The sequence below is a fragment of the Pedobacter sp. NO84 genome (genome assembly GCF_059703915.1).
Map to the genome: position 1 here is coordinate 1539399 of NZ_AP046575.1, position 17965 is coordinate 1557363.

Below are 17965 nucleotides of genomic sequence, written 5' to 3' on the forward strand. Positions count from 1 at the left end.
TTATCACCTTTAGTTCATTGGTGCATTGATCATTGCGATAAAAGAAATGTCAGTCTGAGGCTCTCGAAGACCGAAATGAGCGATAAATTAAACTGAAACCATAGCAACCCACATCTTAAAAACTGAGGGTAAGTTGTGCTTCGAGAGCCTCAGCATGACACAATTGGAGAGCCATCTAAATTATAACCTTTATATTAAAATCGCTCAGAAGAGCTGTATAGTCTTTAAATAAGTTCTCTACGTCTTTAACAATGGCAGGAGTAAACATACCAACTTCCCTCCTTGTAAAAGTCGAAATTTTTAACCCTCTTTTTTGAAGAAAATATTTAGACACAATGGGATAAACATTGTGCATTACATCCATATTATCAATTAAAAATTGTTGTACGATGCCTACTTCAGCTACTAAATCAGCATCGTTGTAATGATCGCACAGCCAGACAATCAGTTCTGGAAAATAATTACCCTGAATACAGGATAAGCCTGACGAACCCGCCTTGAGCGAATCGACAGCGTGAACAATATAGGCGTCATAAAGTCCGAATTTCCGATCTTTAGTGAGTTCTAATTTCTTTTTGATCTGGTTTAGATCCAAACTTGTGTCCTTGTGGTAAATTACTCTTCCGGTAGCCACAAAGTCTTGGAGTTGGGTGGGCTTGATTAATCGTTTATAAGGCACCGGACACTCATAAAATCCCATTGGAATCTGTTCTGTTTGGCTTAACAGTTCAAAAACCCGATCATTAAAAATTGTATCTGATTCATCTTCTGCGGCCAATAAACTGGTAATTGCGATTACTGCTTCAACTTTGGTATCATAAACCTCTTTAACAAATGCTGCTTGTTTTTCTATTGGTCCGCCGAAGGTTCCCGTAGCAATTACCGGTACTTCGCCCCCTACTACATTTATAATATGTTTAATGGCCTGGATCCGTTCTACGTTGCTCAATTCGAACATTTCGCTCGACAAACAATTGGCGAAAAGACCGGCGGCACCCGCCTGAAGGTAAATTTCTGTGAGCTGGGTTAATGCCGCATAATCAATATTTCCGTTGCTTAAAAAAGGGGTAAGCATTACCGGGATGAAACCTTTTTGTGAATTTTCCATTTTGGGAGTTTTGCGTTAGGCGTCTTGCGATAAGCGTCTAGTTAACGCTTATCGAAAAACACATGGGGTGTTAAATTTATGTCTGCAGAGCGCATGGGGCATGGGGCGCTAGGCGCTCTTCGCTCCATGCTCTCTGCCCTTCTTTACTTTCGTTAAAATTATTCCTGTTAGGAAAATGGTTAAGGTTCCAACAACAATAATCATATTCTTATGTAATGGATTTCTGAAGGCCTCATAGGCTGGGGGCAGAAAATGAGATAAGGTCATCCATATGATTACTATGATTCCGATAATTGTTGCCGTAATGGCCTCATGGTTTTTTGTTCGCCTACTAATGATACCCAATAAAAACAGACCGAGCATCCCTGCGGCAAAAATGCCAGAAAGTTCCCACCACACATCTAAAATGCTCTTTACCCCTATCATTGCTATGCCGGCAATCATCCCCAAGAGACCAAAAACGACCGTTGCAATATGCAAGAGTGAGAGATTCTGTTTATCGGTAATGTTGGGCTTGAAATATCTTTTATAAATATCAACCGAAAAAACTGTTGCTGAAGCATTCATTCCAGAGCTGATGGTGCTCATCGCGGCAGAGAGAATTGCAGATACAATTAGACCAACCAATCCGATCGGAATCTTATTGACCATAAAATGAGGCATGATTTTATCTCCATAATCTGCCGGCACCAAGGTATTCTGCAATTTTAATATTTCGTTTGCTGATGCAGTGATCGGCAATCGTTCTACGGCCACCTGATGCTTAATGGCCAAAATCAAATCGGGATTAACTTCGTAGTAGGCATACAAACACGATCCTATAATAAAAAACAGCAGAGAAGCAGGGATATAGAGCCAAACGCATAACCATATCGATTTAGAAGCTGCTTTGCTTGATGAAGCAGTATGGTAACGTTGGATGTAATTTTGATCCATCCCAAAATTATTCAGATTAATAAAAAAGCCATAGAGCAGTACTACCCAGAAGGAAGAGGATTTAAAATCAAGCGAAAAACTGCCCAAGCTAAACTTATCAGCTGATTTTCCGATTTCTATTATTTTACTTACTCCACCAGACATGTTCGAAATAATGAGGTATAGAATAAGTAATGCACCAAAGGTTTTAACCACAGCTTGTACCACTTCAGTCCAGATTACCGCTTCTATACCCCCCATTACCGTATAAATAATGATGCAAATTCCCATCACCACCATAATTACCTGCATCGAATAGCCTGTTAATGCCTGTAAACTTAAAGCGATCCCAAAAAAAATGGAGCCCATTCTGGCCAATTGCGTTAACAAAAAGCAGATCACGGCATAGGCTCTCGCCCAGGGCCCAAAACGATGTTCTAAATGTGTATAAGCGGAGATTTCTCCAGTATTTCGATAAAAAGGCACAAAGTATTTGGAAGCTATCCATGCAGCTAATGGCATGGAGATACTAAAAACAAAGGCATTCCAATTGCCACCAAAAGCTTTTCCGGGTACGCCCAAAAATGTGTTGCTGCTTAAAAAAGTAGCATATATCGACATGCCGATTGCCCAACCGGGGATAAGGCCGGATGCCTTGGTAAACTGTTCGGAGTTTTTGTTTTTTCTGGAAAAGTAAAAGCCCACCAAGATCATCCCCAACAGGTAGATCACGATAATTGCAAGATCGAAAATAGGAAGACCCTTCATACTTACAGTGGGTTATGCCAAGGGCATTCCATTTAATAATTGGTTTAAAACAAATATCAACGCCAGCTGAACAGATTTAATCTCATATTTTAGCCAGCTATTGTATCATATTATCATAACGAGCTATCACATTGTAATTAAAACATCTTCCGTAGAAGTACCAGCTAAACAATATAAAAAATGAAATTGGATTTATTGTTTAAAACCTTTAATTTCAAATTATTACGGAGATTATGAACAGAATGGTAGTTTCGCCTATTTAGGAGTTAGCAGTAATTCTGGGCGCATACCTTTCAATCGTAAATAAAATGATGCATAAAGACCTCAGCTATTAAAATGAGTCTACCGGATGAAATACATGTTTCTGAATTTATTGCGAAACAAATAAACATTGAGTTTACTGGAAAACAATTCAAATTAAATACTTGGGGAAAAGTAGATAAGTGGGTTGAAATTAATAAAAACTCATTCGTATTTATAGAAATAGAAACGTCTCAAAAACATCCAAATACAAATGTTTTAAAGTTATGGCCTTATTTAGAGGAAAATCCTAATGCAAGAATTTTTCTTATTCAAACATACTTCCCAAAAAGTCCTGGGCTCAACAGTAATAGAGGAAAATTAGGAGAATGGACTGCTAATAAACTTAAGCAAATTTTCTCTAATAGATTTGAATACCATAAATTGATTATTGACGGAATTAATGACAAAAAAGAATTAGTTGATATCCTAGAAAAAATTAATCTCTTTCAAAAATTATGACCCGTAAGCAAATGCCAACGGGTTCATAACGAGAGATCAGTCATTCTCAATTTCGATTATAAGTTTTCCTTTCCTTGCAGAAATTACAACGTATTGCCCACTTTCAAAACCTGTGCTTCTCAACCACTGCCCTACCAATCTAATTTGTGGCACATAATCATAAACACTATCTTCTTTTATCCAAGCTCGTTGATGAACAACCAATTTTGGCGAAACTTTGAGCCGACGTTTTCCATCTGCACGTTTAGGTTTCCTCGGCTCACATGCTCCGCATGTGCACGTTTTGTTTGGTTGAAGTTCTTGGATGATTTTGGCTGTTGGGATTGAACCCAATTCTTGACTTTTCGTAGATTGCATTTTAAAAAAAGTTTAACACGCACCCAGGTCACCGCAATCTACGTCGGAGAACCGAAATGATGCTGGACTTTCACCAGTTTGCCTGAGTGTATCGTGAGTAAGAAAATTTGTTGGATTCCTCCAACGTAGATTGCACTATAAAGATGGGAATTATATTTTAATTAGTCGGAGATAACCGGATAAAATCGAATAATTTTATAGCATTATTCGCTTACTAAGTTTAGAAGAAAATGATGAAGTTTTATAGGCAATCCCTTTGCTCTATGACAAGTGGAATCATACTTATGAAGTATAGCACCTTTATAATTCAAAATTAAATGGTCTTGTATTTTCCAAGTAGAATTTGTATTTGTAATTTCAAAACCTACCCACTCTGTAATTCTATCATGCCATACTTCTAGTGCATCTTCTTGAACAAAACCAATTATAGCGGCTTCTTCAAGATGAGAACCATGTTTATTATTCTTAAATCTTTCAATTCCTCCTGTATTTTCCTCAATCCCAATAACATACTCTTTTTCTCCTCTAGAACTTGAAATATTTGGAGTTGGCAATCTTTTACACTCTATCTGAAAGAATGATTTCACTTCAGAAAATGATTGATCCTTGTTCCAAATTGTGACACCTATGTCTGGCTTATAATTATTTCCTTTGTTTTCGTCATCCTTTCTAAAAATAAAACGATATATTAAATATTGATTAAAATCAGGAGAATGGCCATTAAAAAAATCTATTAATTGTTGGTTGAGTAATTTTTCTACTTCTGTTTCTCCAACTGTTTTGGATTTGACCAAAGATGTTGGAAATTGCGGTAAATATTTATCTATAAATATTAAAATATTTTCAATAAGCGGTTGTAGGGGAATACTTGTTGCACCGACAGGATTATTTACCTCCGCTCTTCTACTAATCATTCTTAGCTAAATTAAGGTTAATTATATCCGTCAATGTAGTATCTACATCTAATAACGCGGTAGATTTAAGCCAATATCTTAATTGTTTAGGTTTTATTATAAAAATTATATTCTGGCTATAGATTATACAAATCTTCTTAACAAGAACGTCTCTTCTATTACTGTCATTGATTAAAGAAAGAAAGTTCTTATCACTATTTTCAATCTCTTGGATAATATCGGGACCTCCCTTGCCATATTCAAAACGTAAAACAAAACAAGCAGTTGTATTATAAACATTCTTTAATGATATTTTCTCAGTGTTGGAATAAATGGAATTCAAAGCACTTGTGTAAACTTGTGCAAAGGCAGTTATCTCATTTGGAATTTTATCATTTTTTACCTTAATTTCTTTATTGGTTAAAGAATTTTCTCCTTGCCCAAATTCTCTAATTTTATATTTAGCGATGTCATCTGTTAAAATTTTATCTGCTAAAGTCAAAGATTGTCTATCGTCCAAAATTGGTAAACTTAAAAAGTCAGAGACTAAAACATCATACGGTCTATCCAAACCTTGTCTTGAACTAGTCCCTGCTATAAAAGAAGAAAGTAAGCTTGAATTATTATCAAAATATTCTCTTAAAAATTTTATTTTTTCTTCCTTTTCTAGCAATCCTAAAATTAATGCATTGCCTTTTGTTTTAGCGCTAACATATTTTGGGAAAGCACCTTCTGTAATTTTTGTCTCGAAATAAACTCCTTTAGAATTATCTATTTTATCTTTTAAGTCAAGGTATTTTTTAACAATATGAGGTGTCTTGATATACTTCTCTAATTTTATATTTTCTGGATTGGAATTTATTCTCTGAATTAAATTAAGTAATCTGTACCCACCAAACAAGTTGCTTTTCCAACTAAAACTATTTGCTGCATCGAGAAGATTGACAGAATGCATATCATAATTATCTATTTCAAAATACAATCTTTCTTTACTTGGATTGGTTCTTCTAACCACAACATGGATAATATCACCTTTCTTATCTTGGGTATTCTCTATAAAAATTGCACAGGTAGGAACTGTTGCCGAAGGGAACAGAACTCTTCTTAGTGTCGTAAAATCAATAATTTGAAGTACATTATTTTCTTGGAAAAGTTTTTGTCTAAAAGTGTAATTGCTTTTCTTATGCAAAAGTGGTATTGCTGGTTGAATTAAGCATAGTAGACCATTATTCTTCAACAGCTTCGTGGACAATTGAAGAAATAATAATGCCAAATTATGATCCTTTATTGGATATGGTTTAATATCGTGTTTATCAACAATTTGATTAAAATATTCAGAATTTTTATACTTTGTCCCATCCTCTTTCGGCGGTGGGTTAAAAGGTGGATTTCCAATTACCAGATTAAATTTACCATGTACATTTTCATCAACTATGAAATCAAAAAAATCCTTTCGCAAAATATTATTGCTGCCTAAATCCTGAAACGACAATTCAGTCCAAATTTGTTTTGGAGAAAGCATTTGACAAAGTGATAACTGCAAACTAAACTTGGTTAGTTCTACTGCATTTTTATTTACATCGACTCCGAAAATATTATCTTGTAATATTTTCTGAAGGACATTTATGCTTATATTTTGAGGTAGGGATTTCTTTTTGTAAAACTCATTGATTTTATATATCTGAACCAATCTTTTAAAACTATTCACTAAAAAAATTCCCGAACCACAGCTGACATCTATGGTTCTTTTGTATAATTCTTTAGAGTTATTTAAGTCGTTTTGGTTTGGAACTGGCAAACATTCATCAATTAAAAAATTTACCAAATACTGTGGTGTATATACTGCGCCTTTATCTTCTGCTGGCAAAAACTCTTCATAAATATTACTTATCAACTCAACAGGAATATGTTTAAAAGAGTATAAATCCCACAAAACATACTGTTCTCTATGATTAATTTTTGGATCAAAAAAGTTAATGATTTTAGATAAGTTAGCATTACTCAATTCAGTTTTTTGAGCATCCGATAAATTAAAAATTCCTCCATTAAATTTTAATGCTAATTTATCTAGAATTGGTACTAATTTATTTTGCTGTAAGATTTCTATAAATGAATTACATTGGACCTCTTCTTGAAAAAAAGCACTTGATAAGTTCGTGCCATTAGAATCAATTCCATTTTCTTCAAGAAATTTAATTAAGGTTGAAATAATTATTACATAATCAAACAATTCAGAGGATAATCTGAAACTTTGATTATAACCCTTCCTTAAAGACTTTAATTTATCTATTAAATTTGTATAAGCAGTTTTACCATATAAATAATGCTTATGGGCTTCCTCACTCTCCCAAAAACTACCATTCCTAAATTTTTCGGCATTATACTTTTCAATTACGCTTGCGTACTCTTCTATATTATTTAAATCTATTGAAGCAACCTCTTTAGTGGAAATCCCTCCGTTTATATTTATGCTAACAGGTTTTCTACAGTCAAAAAATTTTAATTTTCCATTTTCAACAACTATAAATGTAGGAATATGGCAGTTACTCCATAAGTCTTTATGAATTTGAGAATATTCTAAGGTTATATTATTATGTGAGTTATCATAAATATAGACTTGTGGAAGTGGAGGTCTTTCATCTTCAAAGTACCTAAAAAATACAGCATCTGCTTTGAATAACGATGCTTTTTCTAATTCAAGAATTTGGAGTGGTAAAAGGGAATGATTTACATTATTTAATTCCGAAACAAAAACAATAGATGCCTTCTCAGAATTATCACTCTGAAAACCAATAGCTTGTAATCCCTTCTGTAAATTCTCTACTACTTCCACTATTCTATTTGGATAAATTTTGTTTGCAAATTACAAAAAATGAAGAGTATTCTTATAACAATCTGCTTTAAGAACAAAACTAACTATTTTCATTATTTAAAAGCACAAACATACTAATATTATTAGTTATTATACTAACAATAATAGTAAATTAAACAGCTGATTTGTATACATGATTAATTGCATATTCGCAATAGGTTTAGCTGCACCTAACAAAGGTTTGCCAAAATTGGTGGGAAATTTATCTTCAACCTGTTATATTGCATAAAAAATTAACGCAAGCCCACCAACTTCGGCAAGCCCCAGGGCGCTAGTGGCAATGCAGGGTGCATACCTTTCATTACACAAACTAACAGGCATTTCAAACATGATTTATGCACAAGGATACTTTACGGAAAACCGTAATTTTTTAAGAAGTAATTATTTCATTTTTGGACAAATTTAATGTTCCTTAATACCATAAATCTAGTTTTAAGAAAATATTTAAGTAAACATGATAAATGAGTTCTCAAAAATTATGTCAGCAATGTCTGATAAAGAACTGGTTAATGTTGTGACTGTAAACCGAGATAGTTACCAGTCATTAGCCATAGAAGCCGCTAAAAGCGAAATATCCAATAGAAATCTCGACCAAAAAGAATTCGAAACCTTTAGAGTTGAATTATCATCGGAAAAAGAAGAAAAATCAACAATTGAAGAGACAGTTTTACAAAGAAGAGTTAATAATTATCTACAAACTATAAGTTGCATTATAGACTTAGTTACTATAATTCTAATAGTCCTACTTTTATCTTATTTATTAGATTATTTAACACCATATGTTGGCGAACAAACAATTAACCAATTAATGTACGTTATTATAATTCCTCCTTATTTTCTTTATTTCATTATTCTCGATTTAAATTTCCAAAAAACTTTGGGTAAATATGTAACAAGAACGAAAGTAGTAAATAGAGCTGGTGAAAGATGTAGTTTAGGACAAATCGCCGGAAGAACAGTTTATAGGGTTTTACCGTTATTTTTTATGGGGCCATTTAGAAGAAGTAAATTAAATCTATTTGATTTTCTGGACTCCTTTACTGGTACTCTAATCATCTCCGATAATAACAAGAATAAAGGCTAGCCGCACTTAACAAAGGCTTGCAAAACTTAGCGAGAAACCCTCTTCTACCTTTCCAATTTTTTAGTAAATTTATCTTAACCGTTAAATTCGGCTGGCTGGGGAAGGTAAGACCAATGCATAAATAACGACAACATGAAAGATAAAAAGCTTAAATTAATTGACGAGAATAACTCTCCTCTTTTTAGAATTATGTCTGTTTATAATTTGAACGGAAACAATATTGCATTTGCAAATAATATTTGTGCGTTTCATATTGGAAACGGTCTAGTTATTAGCGTAGCACATAATCTAAGGTCATTAGACGGGCTCCCACTTCTAATTTCGGACACTTTCTTCCAAAATGAACTTACTCTAAAAGTTAGCCCAAACGACCTTCCACTATTTAACCAACATTATACTTCAATTCCAGGGACTTCAAAACGAGTATTTAATGGAGGGGGGAACCAACCTTTGATTGAGCAGTTAGTGAAAATCTTAGATCTTGCGAAGGTCGACAGAAGATTTTCCAAATTACATTCAGAAAATTGTTGTAAACCCTACCTTGTTACAACTTTTAGAAATAATGCTTTTTGTGATGACCCATTATTAAATGTGCATTTTTCTCCTAGCAACTCATTCCATGAACCAAGTCTAAATAGATACACATTCTTAATTGAACTAGAATTGCTGGATGAGTGTGTCAATGAAGACCTTGCAATTTATAAAATTGTAAATACTCACAATGACATAGTAGATAAATTGCCTTCCGTTGAAGTGGATTTTCAGTTACATGACACGGGCACAGAAAATTATTATTGCCTTCAGACAGCTCCTTTCGACAATTTGGGAAGAATAATCAATGAAGCAAGGATAGAAGGCATCCTAGACAACTTTAGCCAGCAAAAGGATGTGCTTGACAATATCTACACCATGGACGGTACACGATATCTAATTAAGGGCTATTTTAGGTTTGGCTCTTCTGGGTCTCCGTATCTAATTTATGACAATGAGGCTGAAAGATTTAAAGTTAATGCCGTTCAAAGTCAAGCAAGTTTTATTCAATTATCAATAGAAGGAAAAATGGAGGGTAATGTACAATACGTCAATGGTATAGCTTCTCCTCTTTCACTAATTGAGACAAAGCTAAAGGCAAGAATTAATGAAATTGTCTAAATTCCAAGGGACAAATGCACTAGGTGCTACCAGCCATTTAGCAAAAAGGGGATTTAGTGTTTAATTGAAGTTTCGCGCTTCGTATTAAAAGCATGGGGCTTGGAGCGTCATAGTGACGAATGAACTTAGGTCTACTGCACCGCTAGCTCATCGATGGTTAGGTCTTTCGCGTCCATGGCAACAATGGTTACTTTGTAATTACCTGCATTGATCATGCTGCCTGTAGTTGTGGTTAAATAGTTCCACTTTCCAGGCTTAGTTGGATTAAGGATGATGTCCTGAACTTTCAGTATCGTACCATCTGCTTGAGTAAATTCTAATCTAGCTTTAAGATCAACAGTGGTTGGATTATGATATTTCAAGGTTAGGGAATAGGTATCTGCAACGCCAACCGACACATTAAACGTTAGTCCGGCGCCCTTTGCTGCCTTAAACGTAACGCGGGTCTTGCCCATTAGTTCTTCCTTAACAGCGTTTGCTCCCGTTAAAACAGCTTCAGAAGCTTTATAGGTAACTGTAGTTTTTAAATCGTAAGCTGGTTCTAAATTAGTTTCAGGTAAAACGGCTACTATAACAGCATAATCCCCCAGCACAATTTGTTTTCCCTTTTCAAACCTTTTTCGATAAACTTTATATTGTTGCCCTAAACTATTTACTATACTCGTTTTTGTATCTTCAAAATCCTGTAGCACTTTCGGTTTATCATTTCCGTATAGGGCAACAAAAACGTCTGCTGAGGCACCAACTTTAAAAATTAGTGTGCGTTTTGCTGATGAACTTTGAAACCAATCTGCCCCATATAAATTCGCAGGCAATGAAGTAATACTGATCGTAGCGTCAGCAAATTGCGGATCGCCAATGTCTAGCCAACTTAAAGCCTTTGCATTCGACTCCTGTACAATCGACTCACTTTGTGGGGCAGGCTTACTGTCTTTTTTTAAACTGGAAATGGCAATGGCAGAAATCACCGCCTGACCAGATTTAACTTGGGGGAAGGAAATAACCAGGCTCCCACCTCTAATGGTAGCTTTAACTGTTCTTTTAAGGACTGCATCGTGACCTACTGCTTTCCATATATCCACATCTTTCAACACCGTTTTGCTGTTAATAGCTACATCGAATAAGCGCATTCCCGAAGCATCATATCCACCTCCAGTTCCTAACCAAGGTTCTATAAAGTATAACTCAACCAAATATTCACCATCGGGCACCGGGAAATGGTAGCTTAACTGATCTCTTCCATACCTAAAAGTCTGGAAAATTTTCCAGTCTGCTGTGCCTTTTATTGGATCAAAAGTTCTCCGCTGACTAGCAAAAAAGGATGGTACACCAACAAAGTTGGCTGCCCAAGATGATGATCCAACATGCATTTTATTTGTAAGCTGACGATCAGCCGCCCATTTTAACCCATTTTGATCGGTATACTCTGGTCCACCGCAATTTATACGGTACAAATACTGATATCCTTTGGTTGGTGTTGTTACCTTTTGATCATCGATAAGATTTACGAAATTGGGCGATTGGCGAAGATTTTGCAGTACGATATAATCTTTAGCCACTGCCTTACCGTCCACATAGCCGATGGCATACAGTACATTATACTCGATATTTACTTTGTCCCATTGAAAATGCGTCCCCACGCCACCACGTTTCTTTTTACCTAGTGATCTTGCATCAACATCATTAAAAAGTTCTACTTCATCGCAATTAGAGTAGACGATGATACTATCTTTTATTCCAGGCTTATTCCAACGGTTTGGCCATGTGTGCGAAACAATATAAACCATAGGTTCAGTCTCTTTCGGAGCATAATTGCTTCTAAATAGATAAAAAGCATCGGTGGGCTCGTCCCAAGGTGTAAACATTCCTTTGTAATTTACGGGTCCAACCCGATCAATGTCCCTTAAACCTTCACCGCCCTGCACCCTACCAGGATTATCATGTGAGTTAAACAACCAGAAGAAATGTCCGGCCACCTCATCTTTAACTGATTCTGCTAACCTAACCTTAGTCTCCATTAATGTGGTCATCTGGTTCTCCGTATACCCTTTCGATGCACTGTCTAGGGTATGTAGGTCTATTGTTCTCCATGCACCATATTCGCCTACCAATACCTGCTTTTTTAAATCCTCTGCATAGGTCTGTGGATTTCCGCCATAAGTTCCTGTCCAGTTTTGGGGCACATTCCAATCGGTACCACTACCCCCATTACACGTGGTAACCTTACGCTGTGAAGAGGCCGTAGGATCAAGAGTTCGAATCAATTCGGTACATTCTCGGGCAAAATCTTCTGGGAGTGTACTTTCATTCTCTAATCCCCATAAAACTACCGATGGACTATTTCTTCTCTCCTTAACCCAATCTGTTAACAATAACTTAAAGTTTTTTCTAAATTCTGGGGTATCGTACCAAATGTGAGCGGCCATTTGTGTCCAGCTAAGGATGCCCAATTTATCCCAATAGGTCTGATACAGGAGGTTATGAGGCTGGTGGGCATCCCGAAAGGCGTTAAAGCCAGCGGCCTTGATAAGTGCAACTCTTGTTTTGATCTGTTCATCGCTAAACGCATGACTTTGACCAATTTGATGTTCGTATTCTGCAATCCCATTGATAAAAACAGGTTTACCATTGAGCAAAAATTGTTTTGATTTCGTATCGCCGATAGGCCAACTGATCCATCGGATGCCATAGGGGGTAGTAATTTCATCTATGGTTTTTCCATTAGTAATTAATGTAGTTTTAATAGTGTAAAGGTATGGATCGGTTAAAGACCATAACTTAGGATTAATAATTTCAGCTGTGTGTTGCCTGATCGTTAAATTTTCTTTTGGCGATATTCTAACATTCTCTTTCATGGTCTGAGCAACCTGCCCATCCTTTGTTAATACCTCATTTACTACCGTAATTTGCTGAACCGTAGCACCATAATTTTTTAAGGTTGTATTTACATTTAGCACAGCTGATTTTTCGGAAATCCGGTTATCATTCCAGATATGTACACCAAATGGTTCTATTTTTACTTCATTGGTGATGATTAAGTGAACGGGCCTAAAAATCCCCATCGGTTGTGACCCTTCAGAAAAGCCCCTTTCTGTTGAACATCCTCCATCAACCCAGGGCAAGTCCTGGATTTGAGCAGGATGATCGGCCCTAACAGCCAGCAAATTGGCTTCATTATTCAATTTTATTGCAGACGTTACATCTAAAGTAAATGTTGTTCTTCCCCCAGCATGGAAGCCCACTTTTTTCCCGTTTAGCCAAACTGTAGCGTAAGAGCCTACACCTTCAAAATAGAGAAAAAAGCGTCTGTTAGCTTTATTTTCGTTGATCTTAAAGTTTTTTCGATACCATGCGTAGCCATGTCTGTTTCCATGTAACTTGCGCTGATAGCCTTCGTATTGGTCCCAATTATGTGGAACATTTACTTTCTTCCATTTACTATCGTTAAAAGAAAGCTGTTCGAAGCCTTTAAAGGCATTGATATTTTTTTCGTTTGCACTGCTTAACCAATTTGAATTTAGAGAAATTTCTTTTCGCACTCCATTTTGTGCAAAAATGGATAAGCTTACCAAGCTGCAGATCGTTAAAAGATAAATCCTTAATCTCATTGTAATTTTAGCTCTCCATTTAGTTTATAGTTTATTCCGGCTACGGTCTGGATACTGAAGCTCTGATTTTTATAACGCAAAATGCACAACCCACCATTTTTTGAGCGTATTTCTAAATTTATCAATCTTCCATCAGCCCAGTTGAGATTCAATTCAAATCCACCTCTGGCGCAAATGCCCTTAACTTCGCCGTAGGGCAGTTCTGAAGGTAAAGCAGGTAAAATTTCAATGTATTTTTCGTGGCTTTGAATAATCATTTCGGCTATGCCCGCAGCTCCGCCAAAATTACCATCGATCTGAAAAGGAGGATGGGCATCAAATAAATTAACATAAGAACCCGATCCATTAGCTGTTGCTGGCTTAATCAGCATTTTGATCAGTTTCATGGCATGATCTCCATCTTTAAATCTTGCCCAAAAGTTAATTTTCCAGGCTAGACTCCATCCGGTAGCATCGTCTCCCCGATACAACAAGGATTGTTTGGCGGCGTTCATCAGCTTCGCATCACTATCCCAGGTAATGTCATTGCCGGGGAAAACACCCCACAAATGCGAAACATGGCGATGCTTATTGGTAGTATCATCTTTATCTTCTAACCATTCTTGTAATTGCCCATATTTGCCGATCTGATTTGGCGCCAATTCAGCTATCTTTTGGGTTAACAATTGTCTGAATGCTACATCAGTCCCAAGCCTTTCACTAGCAGTAATGCAGTTTCTGAAAAGCGTTCTGATGATTTGATGATCCATAGTCGGTCCGGCAACCAATCCCCCATTTTCTGGAGAATTTGAGGGCGTGCTAATTAACCAACCCGTTTTTGGGTCTTTTACTAAAAAGTCTACAAAGAATAAAGCGGCCTGTTTCATGGTTGGATAAGCTTCACTTTCAAGAAACTTTCTATCACCTGTAAACAAATAGTGCTCCCATAAGTGTTGGCTCAACCATGCAGCCCCCGTTACCCAAATCCCATGATTAGAAGCATTGATTGGTGCAGTACCATTCCATATATCAGTATTATGATGTAAAACCCACCCATTTGCATTATAATAAGTTTTAGCTGTAGCAGCTCCCTTTATGGCCAGCGCATCTATTTTTTTAAAGAGCGGATCACTCAGTTTCGATAAATTTAGCACTTCAGCGGGCCAATAATTCATCTCTAAGTTAATATTTGTGGTGTATTTACTGCCCCATGGCGGACTTAACAGATCGTTCCAGATACCTTGAAGATTAGCAGGTTGTGTGCCAGGTCTAGAACTGGAGATCAACAAATATCTCCCATATTGAACGTATAATGCGGCCAATGCCGGGTCGCTTTGGGATGCAAACCTGTTTATTCGTTCGTCCGTAGGCAACTGTTCATTTTGGCTGTGGCCAAGATCGATGCTAAACTGTTTAAAATAAGATTGATATTCTTGTAAGTGTGCTGTTTTGATCTGCTCATAGGTTTGATGCTGCAAACGAGCTAATGCGTCGGTATTCTTCTTTGCAGGATTTCCTGAGACATCCGAATCATTAACGAAATTGGTGCCAGCGGTTAAGTATAATGTAACTTCATCTGCCTTAACGATATTAATTTCGTTATTAATAACCTTGATCGTACCATTTTTAACTATTGCTGTTAATCTACTTTCGCCCTTTAATGCTCCATCCTTCACTTTAACCTTAAGTGAAATGGTATGAGTGTTTGGCGATGATTTAACTATCTGGTGATGCACACTTGTTAATGCAGCCACAAAGCTGATAGCTTTCGGTTTAGAAGCAGTTAAATGAATGATTATTGCTTGATTGGGTTGGCTTGCAAAGTATTCTCTAAGGTAATTTATTCCATTTATAGTGTAAGATGTTTGTGCGATGGCGGTACTGAGATCTAATGAGCGTTTATAATTAAGGATAGGACCAGTAGAATTGTTAAATTTTAAGTTTAAATCGCCAAACGGCTGATAGCTTGCCTGGTATTGTGCAACTGCTGGAGGGTTGGAATTTTGGATCTTATATCTCCATTTCTTAACCAATGATACACCATGTTCTACATCTCCCCCGATGGGATAAATGCCAATTTTTCTTTTGGTGTCTTTATATCCTGCAATTCCACCTTTATCAAAATAATTTAGCACTTGGATGGCAAGGGTATTTCTTCCAACGTTCACAAGTGATGCAGGGATGGTATATTTCCTGGGATCTGTACTATCAGTATGCCCAACGAGTTTGCCGTTGATATAGGTGAAATCTTGATCTCGAATCCTGTTTAGGTCCAGAACAAGCTCCTTCCCTTTCCAGTTAGCGGGGACATCAAAACTTGTCCTAAGCCATACAGCGCCATCAAAATTGCTCAGTCCAACCGTTTCCCAACCTTCGTAAGACGGAACTTCAATTGTTCTCCACAGCCGATCGTCAAAATTTGCTAGAGCCGGATTGCCAGTTATGCCCTTTCCTGCTTTAATTGATGCTACCCACTCCTCACGATCACCTGCTTCACTTTGTAACCCCATAAAATTAGCTTGGGCTAAATCCTCGGCTTCTCGTTGCTTACCTTCTGATAAAAGTTTCCTAATTATCGGCAAATACGCAGAAGCACCCTCTTTATTGTAATTTCTAGGTTTGCCAGACCATAATGTTTCTTCGTTAAACTGAAGGTGCTCAACTTTAACTCCTCCAAAAATCATGGCCCCCATTCTGCCATTCCCAATGGGCAATGCATCGGTCCATTTTTCGGCAGGTTTGGCGTACCATAAAGTATTGTTGTTTTGCGCAAGGAGACCGGTATGTACCAAACTTAAAATCAGTACTCCTAGGATCCATTTAATACGATAAGGCTTAGCAAGAATAATCATCTATTTTATTTCAATTTCTTCGGTAATATCTTTTTCTTTTAACAAGGGGGTTTTTACGCTCTTAAAATTATTGTTGGTTAACGTTATATTTTTGGTAGTTGGACCGCTTAATCTTAAGAAAACCTGTGTTCCAGCAATGGGGAAAGAATTATAAATAAAAACATCGGTTGTATTGATCAAATCAATAATTGGCGACCGAACTAACGGTGTAAAACTTTTAAATCCATCTATCACAAGATAATTTACTTTCGTTGCGGTTAAAGAAGCTCCAATGGTACTATTCACTTGCACATTGTGAAATTCTATCCGATTGGCATTCGAAATATTAAAACCCGATTTTGCTTCAAAGTTAATATCGTTAAACGTGATATTCTCAATTGGCATTTCTTCCAAACCGTTTAAGTATCCAGCTTGATTTACCTCCCCTGTGATATTGCTAAAGTGGATATTCCTAAATTTAGGTGTTCTTTCGGAAATAGGTTCTGGAGTTGTCTTGGTATACTGCATGTCCAATACGATGGCTTGATCAAGAATATTTTTCATGATAATATTGCTTACCCGTATTTCTTCAACAATTCCGCCCCTACCTCTTGCTGTTTTAATCCGAATTCCCCGTTGTGTGCCATCAAAAATGCAGTTGGAAATGGTGATTTTTCTTACATCTCCACTCATTTCGCTTCCTATAACCACCCCTCCATGACCAGAAAGCATGGTACAGTTGGTTATGGTATAGTTTTCTGCGGGCACCGCCATCTTTCTTCCCGGGCCATCCTTTCCAGATTTAATGGTGATGCAATCATCCCCTACGCTAATGTAACAATTTGAAATATGTACATTTTTGCATGATTCTGGATTTATGCCATCCGTATTGGGCGAATGTGGATTTGTGATGGTAACTGCATGGATGGTAACGTTTTCGCAGAACTCGGGATTAATTGTCCAAAAAGGAGAATTTCTTATGGTGATGCCCTCGATCTGTACATTTTTGCAATACATTGGCTGGATAAATGGAGGACGTAAAAATCCTCTTTTCATCTGTTTAGGGTCGTCTGGCAAGAGAATATCTTTGTTAAGCTGATCAAAAGTTTGCTGCCACTTAGAGCGGGGCTGATCATCTTTATAGCCTTCAACAAAATCCCACCATTTTTTGCCGTGCCCATCAATCGTTCCTCTCCCCTTGATAGCAATATTTTCGGCTTTGTAAGCGTAAAATAGGGGCGAAAAGCTAGTTACATCCACCCCTTCGTATCTACTTTTAACCATTGGGAGATAATCATCAAAATTATCGCTAAAATGGAGTTCTGCACCGGCATCAATTAATATGGTGATATTGCTCTTTAGTTCAATTGCCCCAGTTAAATATTTTCCTGCCGGGAAATATACGGTTCCCCCACCTTTTTTAACCGCTGCTGCAATGGCATTTTTTATGGCATTTGTACAGAGTTTAGAGCTATCATTTTTAGCACCATAATCGAGTACATTAAAGTAGGATTGTGCATTTACAGTAATGCTTCCGCTCATAAACAAAATGAGTACTATTCGTAGTATTAAAATTTCTTTTTTCGGTTTCATCGTTATTAGTATACCACATAGAAACATAGATCACATTGGTGCT

General features: G+C 36.7%; 11 protein-coding genes. 3 read left to right on the forward strand and 8 right to left on the reverse strand.

The window, feature by feature from the left end; genetic code table 11:
- Window positions 1–175 precede the first annotated feature (175 nt).
- Together AC6H0V_RS06650 and AC6H0V_RS06655 are read right to left on the reverse strand one after the other, a co-directional pair.
- Complete coding sequence (locus AC6H0V_RS06650) at window positions 176–1108, reverse strand: dihydrodipicolinate synthase family protein (RefSeq protein ID WP_497562935.1); 933 nt, start codon at window positions 1106–1108, stop codon at window positions 176–178.
- Between the two features lie 108 nt (window positions 1109–1216).
- A complete protein-coding gene (locus AC6H0V_RS06655) occupies window positions 1217–2791 on the reverse strand; it encodes a sodium:solute symporter family protein (protein WP_497562936.1) in 1575 nt (524 codons plus the stop codon).
- Window positions 2792–3127: 336 nt separating this feature from the next.
- Between AC6H0V_RS06655 and AC6H0V_RS06660 the strand changes: the two genes are divergently transcribed.
- Window positions 3128–3553 carry a hypothetical protein gene (locus AC6H0V_RS06660; RefSeq protein WP_497562937.1) on the forward strand — a complete coding sequence of 142 codons (426 nt, stop codon included), beginning with the start codon at window positions 3128–3130 and terminating at the stop codon, window positions 3551–3553.
- 36 nt (window positions 3554–3589) lie between these two features.
- On the opposite strand, the gene AC6H0V_RS06665 is transcribed toward AC6H0V_RS06660, so the two are convergent.
- The 3 genes from AC6H0V_RS06665 to AC6H0V_RS06675 all read right to left on the reverse strand — a co-directional run bounded on the left by AC6H0V_RS06665 (window position 3590) and on the right by AC6H0V_RS06675 (window position 7636).
- On the reverse strand, window positions 3590–3910 hold the full coding sequence (locus AC6H0V_RS06665) for a SymE family type I addiction module toxin (protein ID WP_497562938.1): 321 nt from the start codon (window positions 3908–3910) through the stop codon (window positions 3590–3592).
- A 203-nt stretch (window positions 3911–4113) separates the two neighbouring features.
- Window positions 4114–4824: a hypothetical protein gene (locus AC6H0V_RS06670; protein WP_497562939.1), complete on the reverse strand. Its 711-nt coding sequence runs from the start codon at window positions 4822–4824 to the stop codon at window positions 4114–4116.
- Window positions 4817–7636 carry an HsdM family class I SAM-dependent methyltransferase gene (locus tag AC6H0V_RS06675; protein WP_497562940.1) on the reverse strand — a complete coding sequence of 940 codons (2820 nt, stop codon included), beginning with the start codon at window positions 7634–7636 and terminating at the stop codon, window positions 4817–4819. Before AC6H0V_RS06675 ends, AC6H0V_RS06670 begins: the two co-directional genes overlap by 8 nt.
- A 526-nt stretch (window positions 7637–8162) precedes the next feature.
- Here AC6H0V_RS06675 and AC6H0V_RS06680 point away from each other — a divergent pair.
- Together AC6H0V_RS06680 and AC6H0V_RS06685 are read left to right on the forward strand one after the other, a co-directional pair.
- A complete protein-coding gene (locus tag AC6H0V_RS06680) occupies window positions 8163–8759 on the forward strand; it encodes an RDD family protein (RefSeq protein WP_497562941.1) in 597 nt (198 codons plus the stop codon).
- 132 nt (window positions 8760–8891) lie between these two features.
- Complete coding sequence (locus AC6H0V_RS06685; RefSeq protein WP_497562942.1) at window positions 8892–9911, forward strand: hypothetical protein; 1020 nt, start codon at window positions 8892–8894, stop codon at window positions 9909–9911.
- A gap of 131 nt (window positions 9912–10042) precedes the next feature.
- Here the strand turns inward: AC6H0V_RS06685 and AC6H0V_RS06690 are convergent, their stop codons facing one another.
- From AC6H0V_RS06690 to AC6H0V_RS06700, 3 genes are read right to left on the reverse strand one after another with little or no spacing between them, the layout of a single operon-like run.
- The gene (locus tag AC6H0V_RS06690; protein ID WP_497562943.1) at window positions 10043–13519 is read right to left on the reverse strand and encodes a malectin domain-containing carbohydrate-binding protein; all 3477 of its coding nucleotides are present in this window, start codon (window positions 13517–13519) and stop codon (window positions 10043–10045) included.
- Complete coding sequence (locus tag AC6H0V_RS06695; protein ID WP_497562944.1) at window positions 13516–16350, reverse strand: glycoside hydrolase family 95 protein; 2835 nt, start codon at window positions 16348–16350, stop codon at window positions 13516–13518. Before AC6H0V_RS06695 ends, AC6H0V_RS06690 begins: the two co-directional genes overlap by 4 nt.
- On the reverse strand, window positions 16351–17922 hold the full coding sequence (locus AC6H0V_RS06700; protein ID WP_497562945.1) for a glycoside hydrolase family 28 protein: 1572 nt from the start codon (window positions 17920–17922) through the stop codon (window positions 16351–16353).
- Window positions 17923–17965: the final 43 nt, after the last annotated feature.